We start from the raw sequence: 13,034 nt of genomic DNA, 5'->3' as shown, positions 1-13,034 counted from the left end.
GGCCAGAAAACCGCAGGCGATGCGGGTATCGGCGAGGTTTTCGAACGAAGATTCGGCGGAAAAGGGCCGCTCGCAGCGCGGCTCGACTTTCACCACGGGCTGCTAGCCAGCCCTCTGCAAGCGAGGAATCTCCTTGCTGGGGCGATTGACTGCCAGGTCATGGTTCGCCTGCAGGCTGATCCAAAACTCTGGGGTGGTGTCAAAAGCTTGAGACAGGAGCCAGGCGGTTGCAGGAGTAACACCCCGCTTACCACGAACAATCTCGTTGATTCGCTGTACCGGGACCCCGAGGTGCTCAGCGAGGGCGACCTGGGTTAGCTCTAAAGGTTCCAGAAAGTGCTCCTGAAGAATCTCTCCGGGATGAGTAGGGATTCGGTTCTCGGGTAGCATTGTTCCTACCTTTCAGTCGCGGTGGTAATCGACGATGCGGACGTCGTGAGCATCGGCGCCCTTCCACACGAAGATCAAGCGCCAACGGTTGTTGATTCGAATGCTGTGGAAGCCCTTGAGATCTCCCCTGAGGAGCTCAAGTCGGTTCCCCGGGGGTGAACGAAGGTCCCGCAGGTCGCGAGAGGAGTTCAGCATGTCGAGTTGCTGCAACGCGGCACGGAGTATCTCCGGCGGGTACTGCCGAACCCTGCGGGTCTTCCGATTGTGGAAGAGGTCTTCCGTCGCCTTGTCACCAAAAGAAACAATCACTACTGAGCCACCTCGAAGCAACTATACCGCTAACCGTGATTACGTGCAATCAGGCAAGCGCCGCGGTAAACCGGCGCGCAACCCAGACTGGGTACTCTCTGCTGGCTATCCAGCGCAGACCGAGGTCGCGTAGGCAGATATCAGCCTGCCACATAGGCAGCCTCAAGGTTGGAATCTGGGCGGAGCAGCCCTGCTACCCAGCACACCAAAAAGAAGCCGCCCAGGAAGGCAAAAACCTCCCCGGGCGGCAGTCCTCCAAGACCGACGGGGCGAACACCCCGACGCCCTCAGATCATCTTCAGCACACGCTCGGAGAGACCGGTCTCGCCGAGAACGACGCTGAGGTTGGCGCGGTCGGCCACCTTTCCCAGGACCTCGAGCTCCCTCAGCTTCATCAGCATCGGCTTGGACTCGAAGATCCGGGCGGTGTTGGCCTGGGAGCGCATGGCGACGATCTCTTCAGAAGATAAATATTGACACATAAGAGCTACGAGCTGTATTCTGAACTCTTCGGCATTTTTTGGGTCGGCTCGAAATTCGACCTGATGAGGTTTGCACTTCATCGACATTTTTCGAGCCGACCGACCATCCACAAAGCGTTCCGCTCCGTCCGCTTCCCGAGGAGTAGACGAATGCTGCCAGCCAGTTCAGGAGTTTCTATGCAACACCAAGCTCTACCAACCGGGAGTGTGTATCAGCCATCAGGAAACCTCGGCCTCTCGCCGCTCCTAGCACCTGCCCTGTCGGTAGCTGCCGCAGTCGTTCTCGCTGTCGCGTACGGCTACCTTCTGGTCTACCTCCCGATAGTCGGCTACATCTCGGTGTTCATCCTCGGCGCATTGGCAGCAGCCTTGGGTTATTCAACCGCGTGGGCCTGCAAGATCTCACAATGCCGTAACCCTCTATTCATCAAGGCACTTGGGCTGGTAGTTGGGCTACTGGCCTTTTATTTTTCATGGGCAGCGTTTGAGTACGCTTTGATCGCTCGTTCAACGGCGAACTTCGAGGGGTCACTCGTGGGCCTTTTGCTTTCTCCACTGACGATCAAGGACATTGCTGTGGCCATCAACGCCGAGGGTTGGTACACCCTCAAGAGTTGGACCCCCAAGGGGACAATCCTCTGGATCTTCTGGGGCATTGAAGCTCTGGTCGTGATTGTCGGCACGCCCTGGATCGCATCCAGACTCGCGAGTGACTATGTCTTCTGCGAAAAGTGCAGCTCATGGTGTACGGCGTCCACGAAGCAGAATGCGCCCGGGCTCCAGATGCCCGAGTCAGAACAGCAATTCGCTCGACTCAGGGCTGGAGAGGTCAGCGAGCTGGCACAGCTTGCCTATGCAACGGAATACGACTCGGTCATACTTCGAGTGCACAATTGGCTGTGCTCAGGATGCGGCGAGACAGCGGCTGTGCGGGTGGACGGCGTCAGCTTCGCGGTCGATGACAAAGGGGATAGGAGCGAAACCGTCGACCAGCTAACACCCATCCTGATCACAACTCCCGAAGTGATTCAGAGCCTGGGCAAGGTACCTGAGGCGACCAGCTCTTGATCGGCCTGTGCTGTGCTCCTCAGCCTGCCACCAGCTCCACAAGCCTCAGGAGCGAGGTCTGTCAACGTCCTCATGCGAGGGCGTGACGATGATTCGCTCTACCGGGAAAGGTGCTCCACACTGACTCCTGATGCTACACGAGCCGGCGTCGCACGGGCGACGCTCGATCTCGGAGACTGAGCAGACCAGGCCCACGACTGAGGCTGCACCAAAAAACCGCCCAGGAAGGCAAAAACCTCCCCGGGCGGCAGTCTTCCAAAACCGAAGGGGCGAACACCCCGACGCCCTCAGATCATCTTCAGCACGCGCTCGGAGAGACCAGTCTCGCCGAGGACGACGCTGAGGTTGGCGCGGTCGGCCACCTTTTCCAGGACCTCGAGCTCCCGCAGCTTCATGAGCATGGGATTGGATTCGAAGATCCGGGCGGTGTTGGCCTGGGAGCGCATGGCGGCGGTCTCTTCGCGCCGGGCGATGAGGTTCGCCTCCGCGGCCTTGCGGGCCTCGGTGACCCGGTTCATCAGCACCCGCATCTCACCCGGCAGGATCAGATCGCGGATACCGAAGGCCACCAGCTCCAGACCGAGGGAGGTGATCTTAGGCCGTAGCACCTCCTCCACCTCCCCAGCCAGAGCCTCCCGGTCGTCGAGCAGCTGGTCCAGAGTGCGGGTACCGACGATGGAGCGCAGCGCCAGCTGCGTTTCACGGTACAGCCCCTGATGACCGTCGTTGGACGCCTCGGCGAAACGCCGGGGGTCCTCGACCCGGTAGGTCACCGCGGCGTTGAGCCGCAGGGTCACCTTGTCGGCGGTCATGATTTCCTGACCGGCGACGTCGGCGGTCTGGGCCCGCAGGTCGACGTGCAGCACCCGCAGGAGACCGGCGTCCCGCCACAGCGCGTAGCGGCCGGGCTCCAGGCGCTCGAGGAACCGCCCCTGCCGGTAGAGCAGCGCGGCGGTACCGGCTTCCACCTGGGCCGACTCCAGGACCTTCGCGGAGCCGGGAGCGTTGAGAATGGTGGTCAGCTGCGGGTGCTCGAAGCGCCCGTCCCCGACCTCCACTACCTCGGAGCGCACCTCGTGGAAGACGGTCCAGAAGGCGTGGAGACCGGGACGGAGGATGCCGTGGAAACGGCCGTCCACCCAGATCAACGCCCGCTGGCTGTCCACCAGGTCAAGCACCAACGCCGAGCCCTTCAACAGGCCCCGACGATGGAAGACCGCGAGGTCAGCGTGGCGGAAGGCCACCTCACGGACGGAGACCGTCTCCACCCGCACCCGACGCAGCGGATCGAACATCCAATGAACACCCGGCTCCAGCACCGCTTCGGCAACCCCGTCGCGGAACAGGAGGCCCCGCTCGTGGGTTTGAATCTTGAACCGACGAATCAGCAACATGGTCATACCTCCTTGTGTGTTGCGGCGTGGTTTCAGAGTCCCGGCAGAACCGGGGGCGAGGACATCGTTCGGAGAAGATCCAGCTCAGCCGGTTCCTCTCCACAAACCAACTTCGAACCCATTTGGATCAGCGAAGGAACGTCCGGGGACGACCGCTACGGGCACCACGCTTGGGCCACGGAGCGACGCTTGAGCGACCTCGGGCAGCTCCTTGCCACCGGCGCCGGCGCTCCAGGAACAAAGCCTGGGCGCGGGTCGCCGGTGTCCGGAGCTTCCGAGGAAGCGGTATCCACGCGCTGCAGGGCGGCCTACGGCGCTGCCGGAAAGAGAGCCGAGGCTCGCCTTGCCGGCGGGCGCGGAGGGCGGGGCGGCCCGGAGCCGAAGAACCGGTCCTCCAGACTCGAGCCCGAAGGCCCAAATCCAAGGGAGCCAGTCCGAAGCTTGGGCAGCCCCGCCCACCGCGGCGGTCGTCCCCTTCGATTCGAGTGCGATGGCTGTTGGACAAACAGCGGTCGTGATGCGGGAGTTGAACCCACAACATCCGAAGTAATAGTTCGGTGCTCTAACCAGTTGAGCTAATCACGGTGGGGAATCGAACCCCAGACCTTGCGGTCACAGCGTTTCAAGCTGCGCGAACCCATCGCGTCATATCTCCGGCTTCGAATCCATGAACGGAAAATGCCCTACCGATCACCAACGTGAGGCGAGCATCCCGCTGGCCCGGGGATATCTCTTACGGCTCACCGAAGGGAGCCAGAATCTCGTTTCAATACTTCACTCCAATCCCGTTCAATTCCTTTCAGAAGACACACCTCTCCTGTCGTCACCGAGCCCCCGAGGGATCGATGGAAGCCTGAGCAAAAAAACAGGAGCAAAAACCACAAAAGCCTTCCGGGGCGGGCACCCTGGAAGGCTTCTAGTGACTCACCTGAGAACTGCAGGTGGAGAAATCTATGCTCTAACCTTCAAGGCGCTTTGCTCCTCTGATCCGATCCAAACGCGCAGTCTTGCCGCAGGGTCGGGGGCTGGTCGGGAGTCTGTAATCAAAAGCGCACATGAGTTGTTTCCTTTCGGACAGGAGGCGGAGGATACCAGAAGATTGATCGATGTCAAGGGGTAAAGAAAAAGCGGCCCGTGTCCCGGAGAGACAAAGCCCTAAAGGATGAGGCACAGCGCCGTACCCATCGCCTCGATTTCGGCACCTTGGGAAGTTATACCCGCAGAGGCTCCATATCTTCGGCTACCGCTGCCACAGGCCGACCTGGACATCGCCGAGAATGTAGATCGCCCAGGTACCGGTATCGCCTTGTTGGGTCGGAGGGTACGCGATCATTGCACCAGCTGCTTCCGCGTCCTGGACGGCTCTGGTGATGTCTTCAACCTCCAGATAGGTCCGGATGATCGGCTGCTCGTGCTCGGCCAGCGGTGCGCGCACTCCGATCAAACTCCCATCTGAAGCCTCGGCGACTCGTGCCTGGCCAAGATCGGCCACCGGTGGACCAAAAGACAAACCATGGATCCGCTCCAATGCTTCGAGCTGCGCAGCTACGTCGTGGCACACGATTTCCAGATAGTGGACCCGCATATTCGTCTGTCCTTTCTGGTCCGGCGCCGCCATCGTCTGGCCACCGCCGAGCTGAACTATGGCTGCGATCAAGACGAGACCGCATACTGTGCTTCTTCTCATCGATTTCCTCCCGGCTGAGGGGCAACACGCAGTCTAACCGCTACGGATCAGTGCGAGATCCGAACAATTCCCAAGCCCCGGAGGGGCGGAGGCATCTAGCCCGAGGCGCAAGCCCCCGGGTACGAGATCTTCAGTCCCGATCCCGCCCACCGCGGGCGGCACGGGTCCAGTTGCGGAGGGTGGCGCGGTCTTGGGGGGTCAAGCGGGCTTCGGGGTGGGTGGGGAGGTAGATGGGGAGGGGCATCTCGCCTTCCTCGACCTCTTCCCAGACCTCTTCCAGGATGTGGTTCTGCCGCTTGGCGGAGAGGCGGGACCAGGTGGAGAAGTTGAGCTCTTCGCGGCCCTCCTTCACGTCCCGGGCGACCAGGAATGAGACCGGGGCGACGTAGGAGTACCAGGGCCAGACGGTCTCGTTGGAGTGGCAGTCGTAGCAGGCGCGGCGGAGGATTTCCCGGACCTCCGGCGGCGCCGGGATCTCTCCCTCCACCGGTGGGTTGGTGCGTTCCACCGGGACCACCTGAAGGCCCAGAAAGAGCACCACGAGAGCGATCAGCAGGTAGCGAAAGATTCTTCCCACGGGACAGTTCCTCGTCGTTTGGTTCGTGCGCTCGTTGGCAATCTAAGATTGTTGGCAGCTGGGGCGGTGCCGGGGCGAAGGCTCGCGGCGGCCACCGGGATCCTAAGGTCAGTATACTGCCGGTAAAGACCCTCTAGGGCATCGATCGCCGGCCCCGGCGAGCAGACCAGCGCGGCCGCGACAGCCTTCCAGGGGGCTTTCTGGAGACCGAGCCATGCCCACGTCCCAGCGCTACCCTTGGATCCTCGCCGCCCTCTTCGCAGCGGTTTGGATCGCTCTCGCCATCGATCCCTGGTATCGGGAGGATTGGGCGCTGGAGAATGTGCTGGTGGTGGTGGCGGTGCCCGTGCTGGTGGCACTGTATCGGCGGCAGCGACTTTCGAACCTGTCCTACACCCTGATCTTCCTCTTCCTTTGCCTGCACGAGATCGGCGCCCACCACACCTACGCCGAGGTGCCCTACGACCGCTGGTTCGAGACCCTCACCGGCAGCTCCTTCAACCAGCTGGTGGGCTGGGAGCGCAACAACTTCGACCGGGTCATCCACTTCACCTTCGGCCTGCTGCTGGCGCTGCCGCTGCGGGAGCTCACCGGCCCCACCCTGGGGGGCCGCAAGCCGTGGAGCTGGCTGGTGCCCTTGTGCCTGCTGATCGCCGCTTCGACCCTCTTCGAGCTCATCGAATGGGCCGCCGCCATGATCTTCGGCGGCGACCTGGGAATGGCCTATCTGGGCACCCAGGGCGATATCTGGGACGCCCACAAGGACATGGCTCTGGCCAATGCGGGGGCGGTGTTGGGCTTGATCTTGACCGCTGGCAGGATCGGCAGGACCACCGAGCTTCCGGACGAAGAGGAGCGAGCCGGCTAGCCCGAAGCCTGCTGCAGATTCACCAACGTCCGGTCGTAGAGCTCCAACAACGCCTGCTCGCGGTAGCGGAAGGTGGAGAGAACGGTGCCGAGGTTGCGGTAGTTGGCGGCGATGGCGTCGATGCCCTCTTTGAACAACGCTTCGTAGACCAACTCCCCGGCGCTGGAGGATTGCCAGCGGTAGAGCTCCTGGGCCTGGTATACGCCGGAGAGCTCCACCACCACCGCATAGTCCATGTGGGTGAGGGCGCCGGTGGCGTTGGCGGTGCTCCAGGCGGTCTGCTGCAGCTGAGCCGGATAGATGAAGCCTCGGGGGAAGTTCCGCGGCGAAGGCTCCCAGCCCTCTTCGTGCTCCCCCTGGATCATCGCCAGTAGCTCCTCGTGGTAGGCCAGCGAATCCGCCACCAGCTGGCGGTTTCCCTCCAGCTCCTGGACCATGGTCGCCAACGCCGCCTCGGCCTGCGCCGCATCCGCCCGGCTCTGCCGCCACTCGTTGGCCGCCAACGCCAGCACCACGCCGAGCACCACGAATCCGGCCTCGAAGAGAGCCTCCTGGAGCGCTTCCTTGGTCTTGGTCTTCATGGGCGGATCCTACCGCGGACTCGCCCCACTTCGAGATCGCGCCGGCTAGCAGACCGTGGTAAAAGTCAGACGCCAGCGAGAGCGAGGAATTTTTCGTCGAATCAAGGCCGGAAAACCGCCGCGATGCTGGTATCGGCGAGGTTTTCGAACGAAGATTCGGCGGAAAAGGGCCGCTCGGAGCGCGGCTCGACTTTTACCACGGGGCACTAGGAGCTCGCAGTCCAAACGGGCCGAGGATTCCCCTGCTCGTAAAACGCCTCGGTGAGGGTTCCGGGGCCCAGGGTCAAGAGGGCGAAGCCGTTGAGCACGCGGTTGTCCCAGCGGGGATTATGGTGGGGATTGGGCTTGGGAGTGTGGGCGTAATACTCCACCGAGGGACTCTGCCCCAGATCGTGCTTCTGGCCGTTCTGCCAGAAGTAAGCGTTGCCGAACGGCAGTGCCCCATGCCCCAGGCAGCGAGCCTTGGTGCCGCCCAAGGCGTTCGCCGTATAGACGATGCCATTGTGCACGTGACCCCAATACCAATAATCGGGTCCCTTTCCTCCCAACGCTTCTTTCACATCGTCCCAGAGAGTCGGCTCGGTGCTGGTGATGGGCTGCCCATCGTAGGTCAGGCCGGTGTGGTGGGTCAGAACGATCACCCGCTTGCCCTGGAGATCGAGGCTCTGCACCCACTGCACCTGCTCCGTGTGGTCCGCATCCTGCAGCCGACCTTCCATCACCGCGAAGGAATTCGAATAGTAGGCGGAGTCGAGCCCCAGGATCACCCAATCCTGAAAGCTCAGGGCAAAATAGCTGGTGTTCTTTTGAGCGCCGAAGACCGCAGCTTCCAACCCGTCGTGGAAATAGCCTCGGGCGGCCGAATACATCTCGTGGTTCGAATTGAGGGTGAAGCTATTGCCCGCCTTGCCCCCGCACCACCAAGAATTCACCAGGCGCACAGTCTCCTCGTCGGAAAGGAACGGAACGCCGATCTCCGCGCTCAGCGCTGTCATGGCGAGACTCACCACCCACGGAAGATCGCCGGTACCGGAGTAGTACACGTCGCCAACGTGAATCACCAGATCCGGCTGCGGCGTCAGGGCTTCGATCTGCTGCATGATCTCCGCCGCCGGCCCCTGGGTGCCGCCGTCGTTCCAGGCCCCGGTGCCCCAATCCCCGATCACCGCGATGCGCAGCGCCGAGCCGGAGCCCACCGAGATCTCCGCAGGACTGGTGCCGAAGGGCGCCTTGGGTAGCTCGCTGGTAAGGATGGTCAGCAAATAGAGCACCGTCGAATACAGCCAGCCCTTGTCGAGCTGCTCGAACGTGCCATAGCCGACCAGAGTACCGTCCGGCGCCACCACCCCCGGCCCTTGCCAGATCTTCTCCCACCGCGCGACCTCCTCCGGGGTGATCTGGGTCGGCGGGAAGAGGGAGGCCAGCCAGCGGAAGAAGGGGTCGCTGGGCAAGTCGTTGTGGATCCAATAGAGAACCATCCCGAACTCAACCTCCCCACCCGTTGGCGGAGCCGTATCGTTCATCAAGGCGATGAGCTGCTCTTCGCTCTCGACGAGAAACCTCCCTAAACCCGTGACGGACGTCTTCGCCGCGGGCCGAGCCGCCAGCTGTTGCCGGCCATGTCGGTGAAGCCTTTCGAGAGCCTGTGCCTGCTGCGGAGTGCGGTGAGCCATGGCGTACCTCCTGTGGGGCCGGCGTGCCCCCGATGGCAAAGGCCTCCACGGGCCTCCCACCGGCCACAGATCGTCTTGTCGAAAAAGCTAACTAAGACAATACTGCAGTGCCTGAGAGAAAGCCATTCCCGGAAGGCATCACCGCTTCTCGCGGCTGCCGCCGGAGCGCCCACGGGAAGGGCTGATATGCTCTTCCCTCTGTGCCTGCAAATCCTTCGACAGCCTTCGGCCCCGCCCCGCGGGATCTCTCCGCCATCGCCATCCTGAGCCTGCTGGCCCTGATTGCCCTGCCAGCTCTGGTCGCCGGATGCGGCGAGAACACCTCCCCACCCCCCGAGTATTCGGAGCGCGGCGACCTTTCGAGGCTGGAAGAGCGCGGGCTGCTGCGCATCCTGGTGCCGCCGCGCCGCGCCGACCGGCTGGCCTCCGAAGCCTTCCCCCTCGACCTCGAGCTGCAGGTGGCGAAGGCCTTCGCCGCCCGCCTGGGGCTCGAGCCGGTGATCGTCCAGCGGCCCCGGGACCAGCTGCTGGACGCGCTGGCGGAGGGCCGCGGAGACCTCGTTGCGGCGCGGGTAAAGGTCACCTCCGACCGGCGCGAGCGCTTCTTGTTCTCGATTCCGGTGGATCACGTCCGGGAAGTCCTGGTGCTGCCCGAAGGCTCACCTCCCGTTGAGACCGAGGAAGATCTCGCTCACCTTCTCAACGGCCTGGAGATTACCCTTCCCGCCGACGGCACCTACGGGGACAGCCTCGGCGAGCTGCAGCGGGACGACGGAGGGCCGATCATTCAACGGGCTCCAGAGCATCTGGACGATGAGCAGCTGCTCTACCGCATCGCCCAGGGAAAGCTCGCAGCCACCATCGCCGACGAAGACCTGGTCGAAGCTTTCCAGCGCTACCAAGGCGGGGTCGAGGCCGTCTTCCCCATCACCGAGGACCGCCCCATCGCCTGGGCCCTGCGCCCCAACGGACGGCAGCTGAAGGAAGCCGCGGACCGCTTCCTCCACGAAAGCGCTCTCACCGCCGACCTCGCCGGGCCGCTGCTGGGAGACCTGGAGGAAATCCGCCAGCGGGGAGTGCTCCGCGTCCTCACCCGCAACACACCGGCGACCTATTTCCTCTACCGCGGCGCGCAGATGGGCTTCGAATACGAGCTCGCCCGCCGCTTCGCCCGCTCCCTCGGCGTGCGCCTGCAGATTCGCGTCCAACGCCAGCCGGACCGGCTGATCCCCGCCCTCCGAGCCGGCGAAGGGGATCTCATTGCCGCCTCCTTCGCGGTCAGCCCCAAGCGCCTCCGGCAGGTCGCCTTCAGCCAGCCCTACAACTACGCTAGTGAGTTGGTGGTGGTGCGCACCGGCGACCCTCAGGCGGTCGCGACCCCGGAGGATCTTGCCGGCAGGACGGTGCCGGTGCACGCCGACGGCGCTCACCGCGAGAGCCTCGAAGCCCTGGAGAAAGAGCACGGCTTCGCCGTCGAGGGGCTCCCCCCGGAGGTCGAGACCCTCGAGCTCCTCGACGCCCTCGCCGACGGCACCTACGACCAGGTGGTGGTCAACAGCAACGAGCTGGACATCGAGCTCGCCCACCGCGACGACATCGAATCCGCCTTCCCCCTCGGCCCACCGCGGGAGATCGCCTGGGCGACGCGCCCCGAGGACGAAGAGCTCCGCGCGGCCGTCGACGCCTTCCTCCTTCGCCAGCGCAAGTCGGAGTTTCTCGCCGTGCTCAAGGAGAAGTACTTCGGCGACCGGAACCTCGTCACCGACCGCCTCAACGCGACCCTCGCCGACGCCGGACGGATCAGCCCCTTCGACCCCCTCTTCCAGCAATACGGCGGCGAAGAGGAGTTCGACTGGCGGCTGTTGGCCAGCCAGGCCTACCAAGAATCGCGCTTCGATCCCCAAGCCCGCAGCTGGGCCGGCGCCATCGGCCTGATGCAGATCATGCCCCGCACCGCCCGCCACATGAAGGTCCGAGGCGACCTCCGCGACCCCGCGGTCTCCATCGCCGCCGGCACCCAATATCTCAACTGGCTGATGCAGCGCTTCGAGCCCTCCCTCCCCTTCGCCGAACGCCTGCGCTTCGCCCTCGCCGCCTACAACGCCGGCCACGGCCACGTCCGCGACGGCCGCCGCCTGGCCCGGGAGCTGGGCTACGACCCGGACGTCTGGTTCGATAACGTCGAGAAAGTCATCGTCCTCCTCTCCCAACGCGAATACGCCCGCCGCGCCCGCTACGGCTACTGCCGCTGCCAAGAAACCGTCGACTACGTCCGCCACATCTCCGACCGCTACAGCGCCTACGTGCAGGTCAAAGAGTTGCGGGCGGGACTGCCGGAGGAGGGTGGGGAGGGAGAGCAGGGCGTTGGGGCCTCAGGCGAGTCGGCCTCGGGAGCCGCAGAGACTCGGTAGCTAGGGTTCTCAGAAACGCCACGAGACGCTCCCACTCGAGCCCCTCCGGACCAAGTCCCTTCAGCCCAAGCACCAAAAAAGGCCCTCCAAGGAGGACCTTCGTATCGGACACAAGCTCTTGCTTTTTGGGAGATTGAAATGGTGCCCAGGGGCGGAATCGAACCACCGACACCGCGATTTTCAGTCCTCGAACAGGCGTCTTACACAGATTTCGATCAACTACGACAAGACCTCTTAAGTCTCTCTAATTACTATACTTATGTGCTAGCCTTCGAGCCATGGACAGCGAGCTTGCACCATGGATTTCGGCCTATCCTGGTTGCGTTTTGGTTGCGCACTGGTTGCGCGAGCCTCGATCTCGGACCTGGCCGCTCGACCTGGAGATGCCCCATGAGACTGACCAAGACCGCCCTCGACTCCGCCACCTATGAGGGAGGCACAGACTACCGTTGGGACGACACTCTCCCGGCTTTTGGAGTCCGCATCTACCCGTCGGGCAAGAAGTACTTCCTGGTCTCCTACCGCGTTGGGCGCCGCAAGCGATTCCTCTCCCTGGGCCGCTACGGAGTCCTGACCATCGAGCAGGCCCGTGACCGGGCTCGGAAGGTCCTGGCGGAAGTCACTCTCGGCAACGATCCGGGCCAGGTCCGGCAGGACCAGCGCCGCGCCCCCACCGTGGCTGATCTGGCGGAGCGCTATCTGGAGGAGCACGCCCGGGTCAAGAAGAAGGCCTCCAGCGCTCAGACCGATGAGCGGCTCCTGCGCCTCTATGTCCTCCCGCAGCTCGGCAAGCGCCGGGTCACAGACATCCAATTGGAGCAGATCTCGACCCTGCACTACGAGATGCGCCAAAAGCGAACCCAGGCCAACAGGGTCCTGGCGCTGCTTTCGAAGATGTTCAACCTCGCCGAGCGCTGGGGCCTCCGCCCCCTCAACTCGAATCCCTGCCGCCACGTGGAACGCTACAAGGAACAGAAGCGCGAGCGATTCCTCTCCGCAGCCGAGCTCGGTCGCCTGGGCGAGGCCCTCACCGAGGCCGAGCGCCATGAGACCGAGCATCCCTCAGCCCTCCTCGCCATCCGCCTGCTGATCCTCACCGGCGCTCGCCGCAACGAGATCCTGGAGCTCCAGTGGTCCTTCGTGGATTTCGAGCAGGGCTGTCTGAGGCTGCCGGACTCGAAGACCGGCCAGAAAGTGATTCGCCTCGGCGCCGCCGCATTGCAGCTCTTGGTGGAAGCGCCCCGACGCGAGGACAACCCTTTCGTCTGCGCCGGCTACCGCAAGGGCCAGCGCCTAGTCGGCCTCCAGCGCCCCTGGGACCGCATCCGAACCGCGGCAGGCCTCGAAGACGTCCGCCTCCACGATCTCCGCCACACTCACGCCGCCTTCGCCGCCGGCGCTGGGATTGGCCTGCCCATCATCGGCCGGCTTCTGGGGCATACCCAGCCCGCGACTACGGCGCGGTATGCGCATCTGGCGGATGATCCCCTCAAGGAGGCGGCAGAGAGGGTGTCGGGGGAGTTGGCGGCGGCTTTGAGAGCCTACGAGTAAACGCGTTCATTGCCTTCCGGCTCTCCTGCTTTTCCTCTGAGTA

The 13,034-nt window shown here is 63.6% G+C and carries 12 protein-coding genes and 2 tRNA genes; 4 read left to right on the top strand and 10 right to left on the bottom strand.

Annotated features, from left to right (window positions below):
* Positions 1-102: 102 nt before the first annotated feature.
* From SX243_02540 to SX243_02530, 3 genes are all read right to left on the bottom strand, one after another.
* Positions 103-390, bottom strand: a complete 288-nt coding sequence (locus tag SX243_02540) for a HigA family addiction module antitoxin (protein MDY7091827.1) — start codon at positions 388-390, stop codon at positions 103-105.
* 12 nt (positions 391-402) lie between these two features.
* Positions 403-699, bottom strand: a complete 297-nt coding sequence (locus SX243_02535; protein MDY7091826.1) for a type II toxin-antitoxin system RelE/ParE family toxin — start codon at positions 697-699, stop codon at positions 403-405.
* Between the two features lie 287 nt (positions 700-986).
* Positions 987-1,181 carry a hypothetical protein gene (locus SX243_02530; protein ID MDY7091825.1) on the bottom strand — a complete coding sequence of 65 codons (195 nt, stop codon included), beginning with the start codon at positions 1,179-1,181 and terminating at the stop codon, positions 987-989.
* 177 nt (positions 1,182-1,358) lie between these two features.
* Here SX243_02530 and SX243_02525 point away from each other — a divergent pair, with 177 nt between their 5' ends.
* Positions 1,359-2,249: a hypothetical protein gene (locus SX243_02525; protein MDY7091824.1), complete on the top strand. Its 891-nt coding sequence runs from the start codon at positions 1,359-1,361 to the stop codon at positions 2,247-2,249.
* Positions 2,250-2,536: 287 nt separating this feature from the next.
* Here SX243_02525 and SX243_02520 read toward each other — a convergent pair whose 3' ends face one another.
* The 4 genes from SX243_02520 to SX243_02505 all read right to left on the bottom strand — a co-directional run bounded on the left by SX243_02520 (position 2,537) and on the right by SX243_02505 (position 5,907).
* Entirely contained in the window at positions 2,537-3,643 is a 1,107-nt protein-coding gene (locus tag SX243_02520) for a slipin family protein (GenBank protein ID MDY7091823.1), read from the bottom strand.
* A gap of 511 nt (positions 3,644-4,154) precedes the next feature.
* Positions 4,155-4,228 (bottom strand) — tRNA-Asn (locus SX243_02515).
* A gap of 655 nt (positions 4,229-4,883) precedes the next feature.
* The gene (locus SX243_02510) at positions 4,884-5,330 is read right to left on the bottom strand and encodes a hypothetical protein (protein ID MDY7091822.1); all 447 of its coding nucleotides are present in this window, start codon (positions 5,328-5,330) and stop codon (positions 4,884-4,886) included.
* 130 nt (positions 5,331-5,460) lie between these two features.
* Positions 5,461-5,907 (bottom strand): heme-binding domain-containing protein, encoded by a 447-nt coding sequence (locus SX243_02505; protein MDY7091821.1) that lies wholly within the window; start codon positions 5,905-5,907, stop codon positions 5,461-5,463.
* Between the two features lie 214 nt (positions 5,908-6,121).
* Between SX243_02505 and SX243_02500 the strand changes: the two genes are divergently transcribed.
* A complete protein-coding gene (locus SX243_02500) occupies positions 6,122-6,775 on the top strand; it encodes a DUF2238 domain-containing protein (protein MDY7091820.1) in 654 nt (217 codons plus the stop codon).
* Here SX243_02500 and SX243_02495 read toward each other — a convergent pair.
* Positions 6,772-7,356 (bottom strand): hypothetical protein, encoded by a 585-nt coding sequence (locus SX243_02495; GenBank protein ID MDY7091819.1) that lies wholly within the window; start codon positions 7,354-7,356, stop codon positions 6,772-6,774. The two genes, SX243_02500 and SX243_02495, sit on opposite strands and share 4 nt — an antisense overlap.
* A gap of 206 nt (positions 7,357-7,562) precedes the next feature.
* Complete coding sequence (locus SX243_02490) at positions 7,563-9,029, bottom strand: metallophosphoesterase (GenBank protein MDY7091818.1); 1,467 nt, start codon at positions 9,027-9,029, stop codon at positions 7,563-7,565.
* A gap of 200 nt (positions 9,030-9,229) precedes the next feature.
* Between SX243_02490 and SX243_02485 the strand changes: the two genes are divergently transcribed.
* Positions 9,230-11,440 carry a transporter substrate-binding domain-containing protein gene (locus SX243_02485; protein MDY7091817.1) on the top strand — a complete coding sequence of 737 codons (2,211 nt, stop codon included), beginning with the start codon at positions 9,230-9,232 and terminating at the stop codon, positions 11,438-11,440.
* 139 nt (positions 11,441-11,579) lie between these two features.
* Here the strand turns inward: SX243_02485 and SX243_02480 are convergent.
* Positions 11,580-11,663 (bottom strand) — tRNA-Phe (locus tag SX243_02480).
* A gap of 167 nt (positions 11,664-11,830) precedes the next feature.
* Here SX243_02480 and SX243_02475 point away from each other — a divergent pair.
* Complete coding sequence (locus SX243_02475; protein MDY7091816.1) at positions 11,831-12,991, top strand: tyrosine-type recombinase/integrase; 1,161 nt, start codon at positions 11,831-11,833, stop codon at positions 12,989-12,991.
* Positions 12,992-13,034: the final 43 nt, after the last annotated feature.

It is taken from the genome of Acidobacteriota bacterium, from assembly GCA_034211275.1.
Classification (GTDB): Bacteria; Acidobacteriota; Thermoanaerobaculia; order Multivoradales; family JAHZIX01; genus JAGQSE01.
Note: the sequence above shows the minus strand (reverse complement) of the source record. Positions and strands in the feature narration are given on the sequence as shown.

Coding starts and splice junctions, on each gene's coding strand:
- SX243_02475 (MDY7091816.1), top strand. CDS start 11,831: ATGAGACTGACCAAGACCGCCCTCGACTCCGCCACCTATGAGGGAGGC.
- SX243_02530 (MDY7091825.1), bottom strand. CDS start 1,181: ATGTGTCAATATTTATCTTCTGAAGAGATCGTCGCCATGCGCTCCCAG.
- SX243_02540 (MDY7091827.1), bottom strand. CDS start 390: ATGCTACCCGAGAACCGAATCCCTACTCATCCCGGAGAGATTCTTCAG.
- SX243_02510 (MDY7091822.1), bottom strand. CDS start 5,330: ATGAGAAGAAGCACAGTATGCGGTCTCGTCTTGATCGCAGCCATAGTT.
- SX243_02495 (MDY7091819.1), bottom strand. CDS start 7,356: ATGAAGACCAAGACCAAGGAAGCGCTCCAGGAGGCTCTCTTCGAGGCC.
- SX243_02525 (MDY7091824.1), top strand. CDS start 1,359: ATGCAACACCAAGCTCTACCAACCGGGAGTGTGTATCAGCCATCAGGA.
- SX243_02520 (MDY7091823.1), bottom strand. CDS start 3,643: ATGTTGCTGATTCGTCGGTTCAAGATTCAAACCCACGAGCGGGGCCTC.
- SX243_02500 (MDY7091820.1), top strand. CDS start 6,122: ATGCCCACGTCCCAGCGCTACCCTTGGATCCTCGCCGCCCTCTTCGCA.
- SX243_02490 (MDY7091818.1), bottom strand. CDS start 9,029: ATGGCTCACCGCACTCCGCAGCAGGCACAGGCTCTCGAAAGGCTTCAC.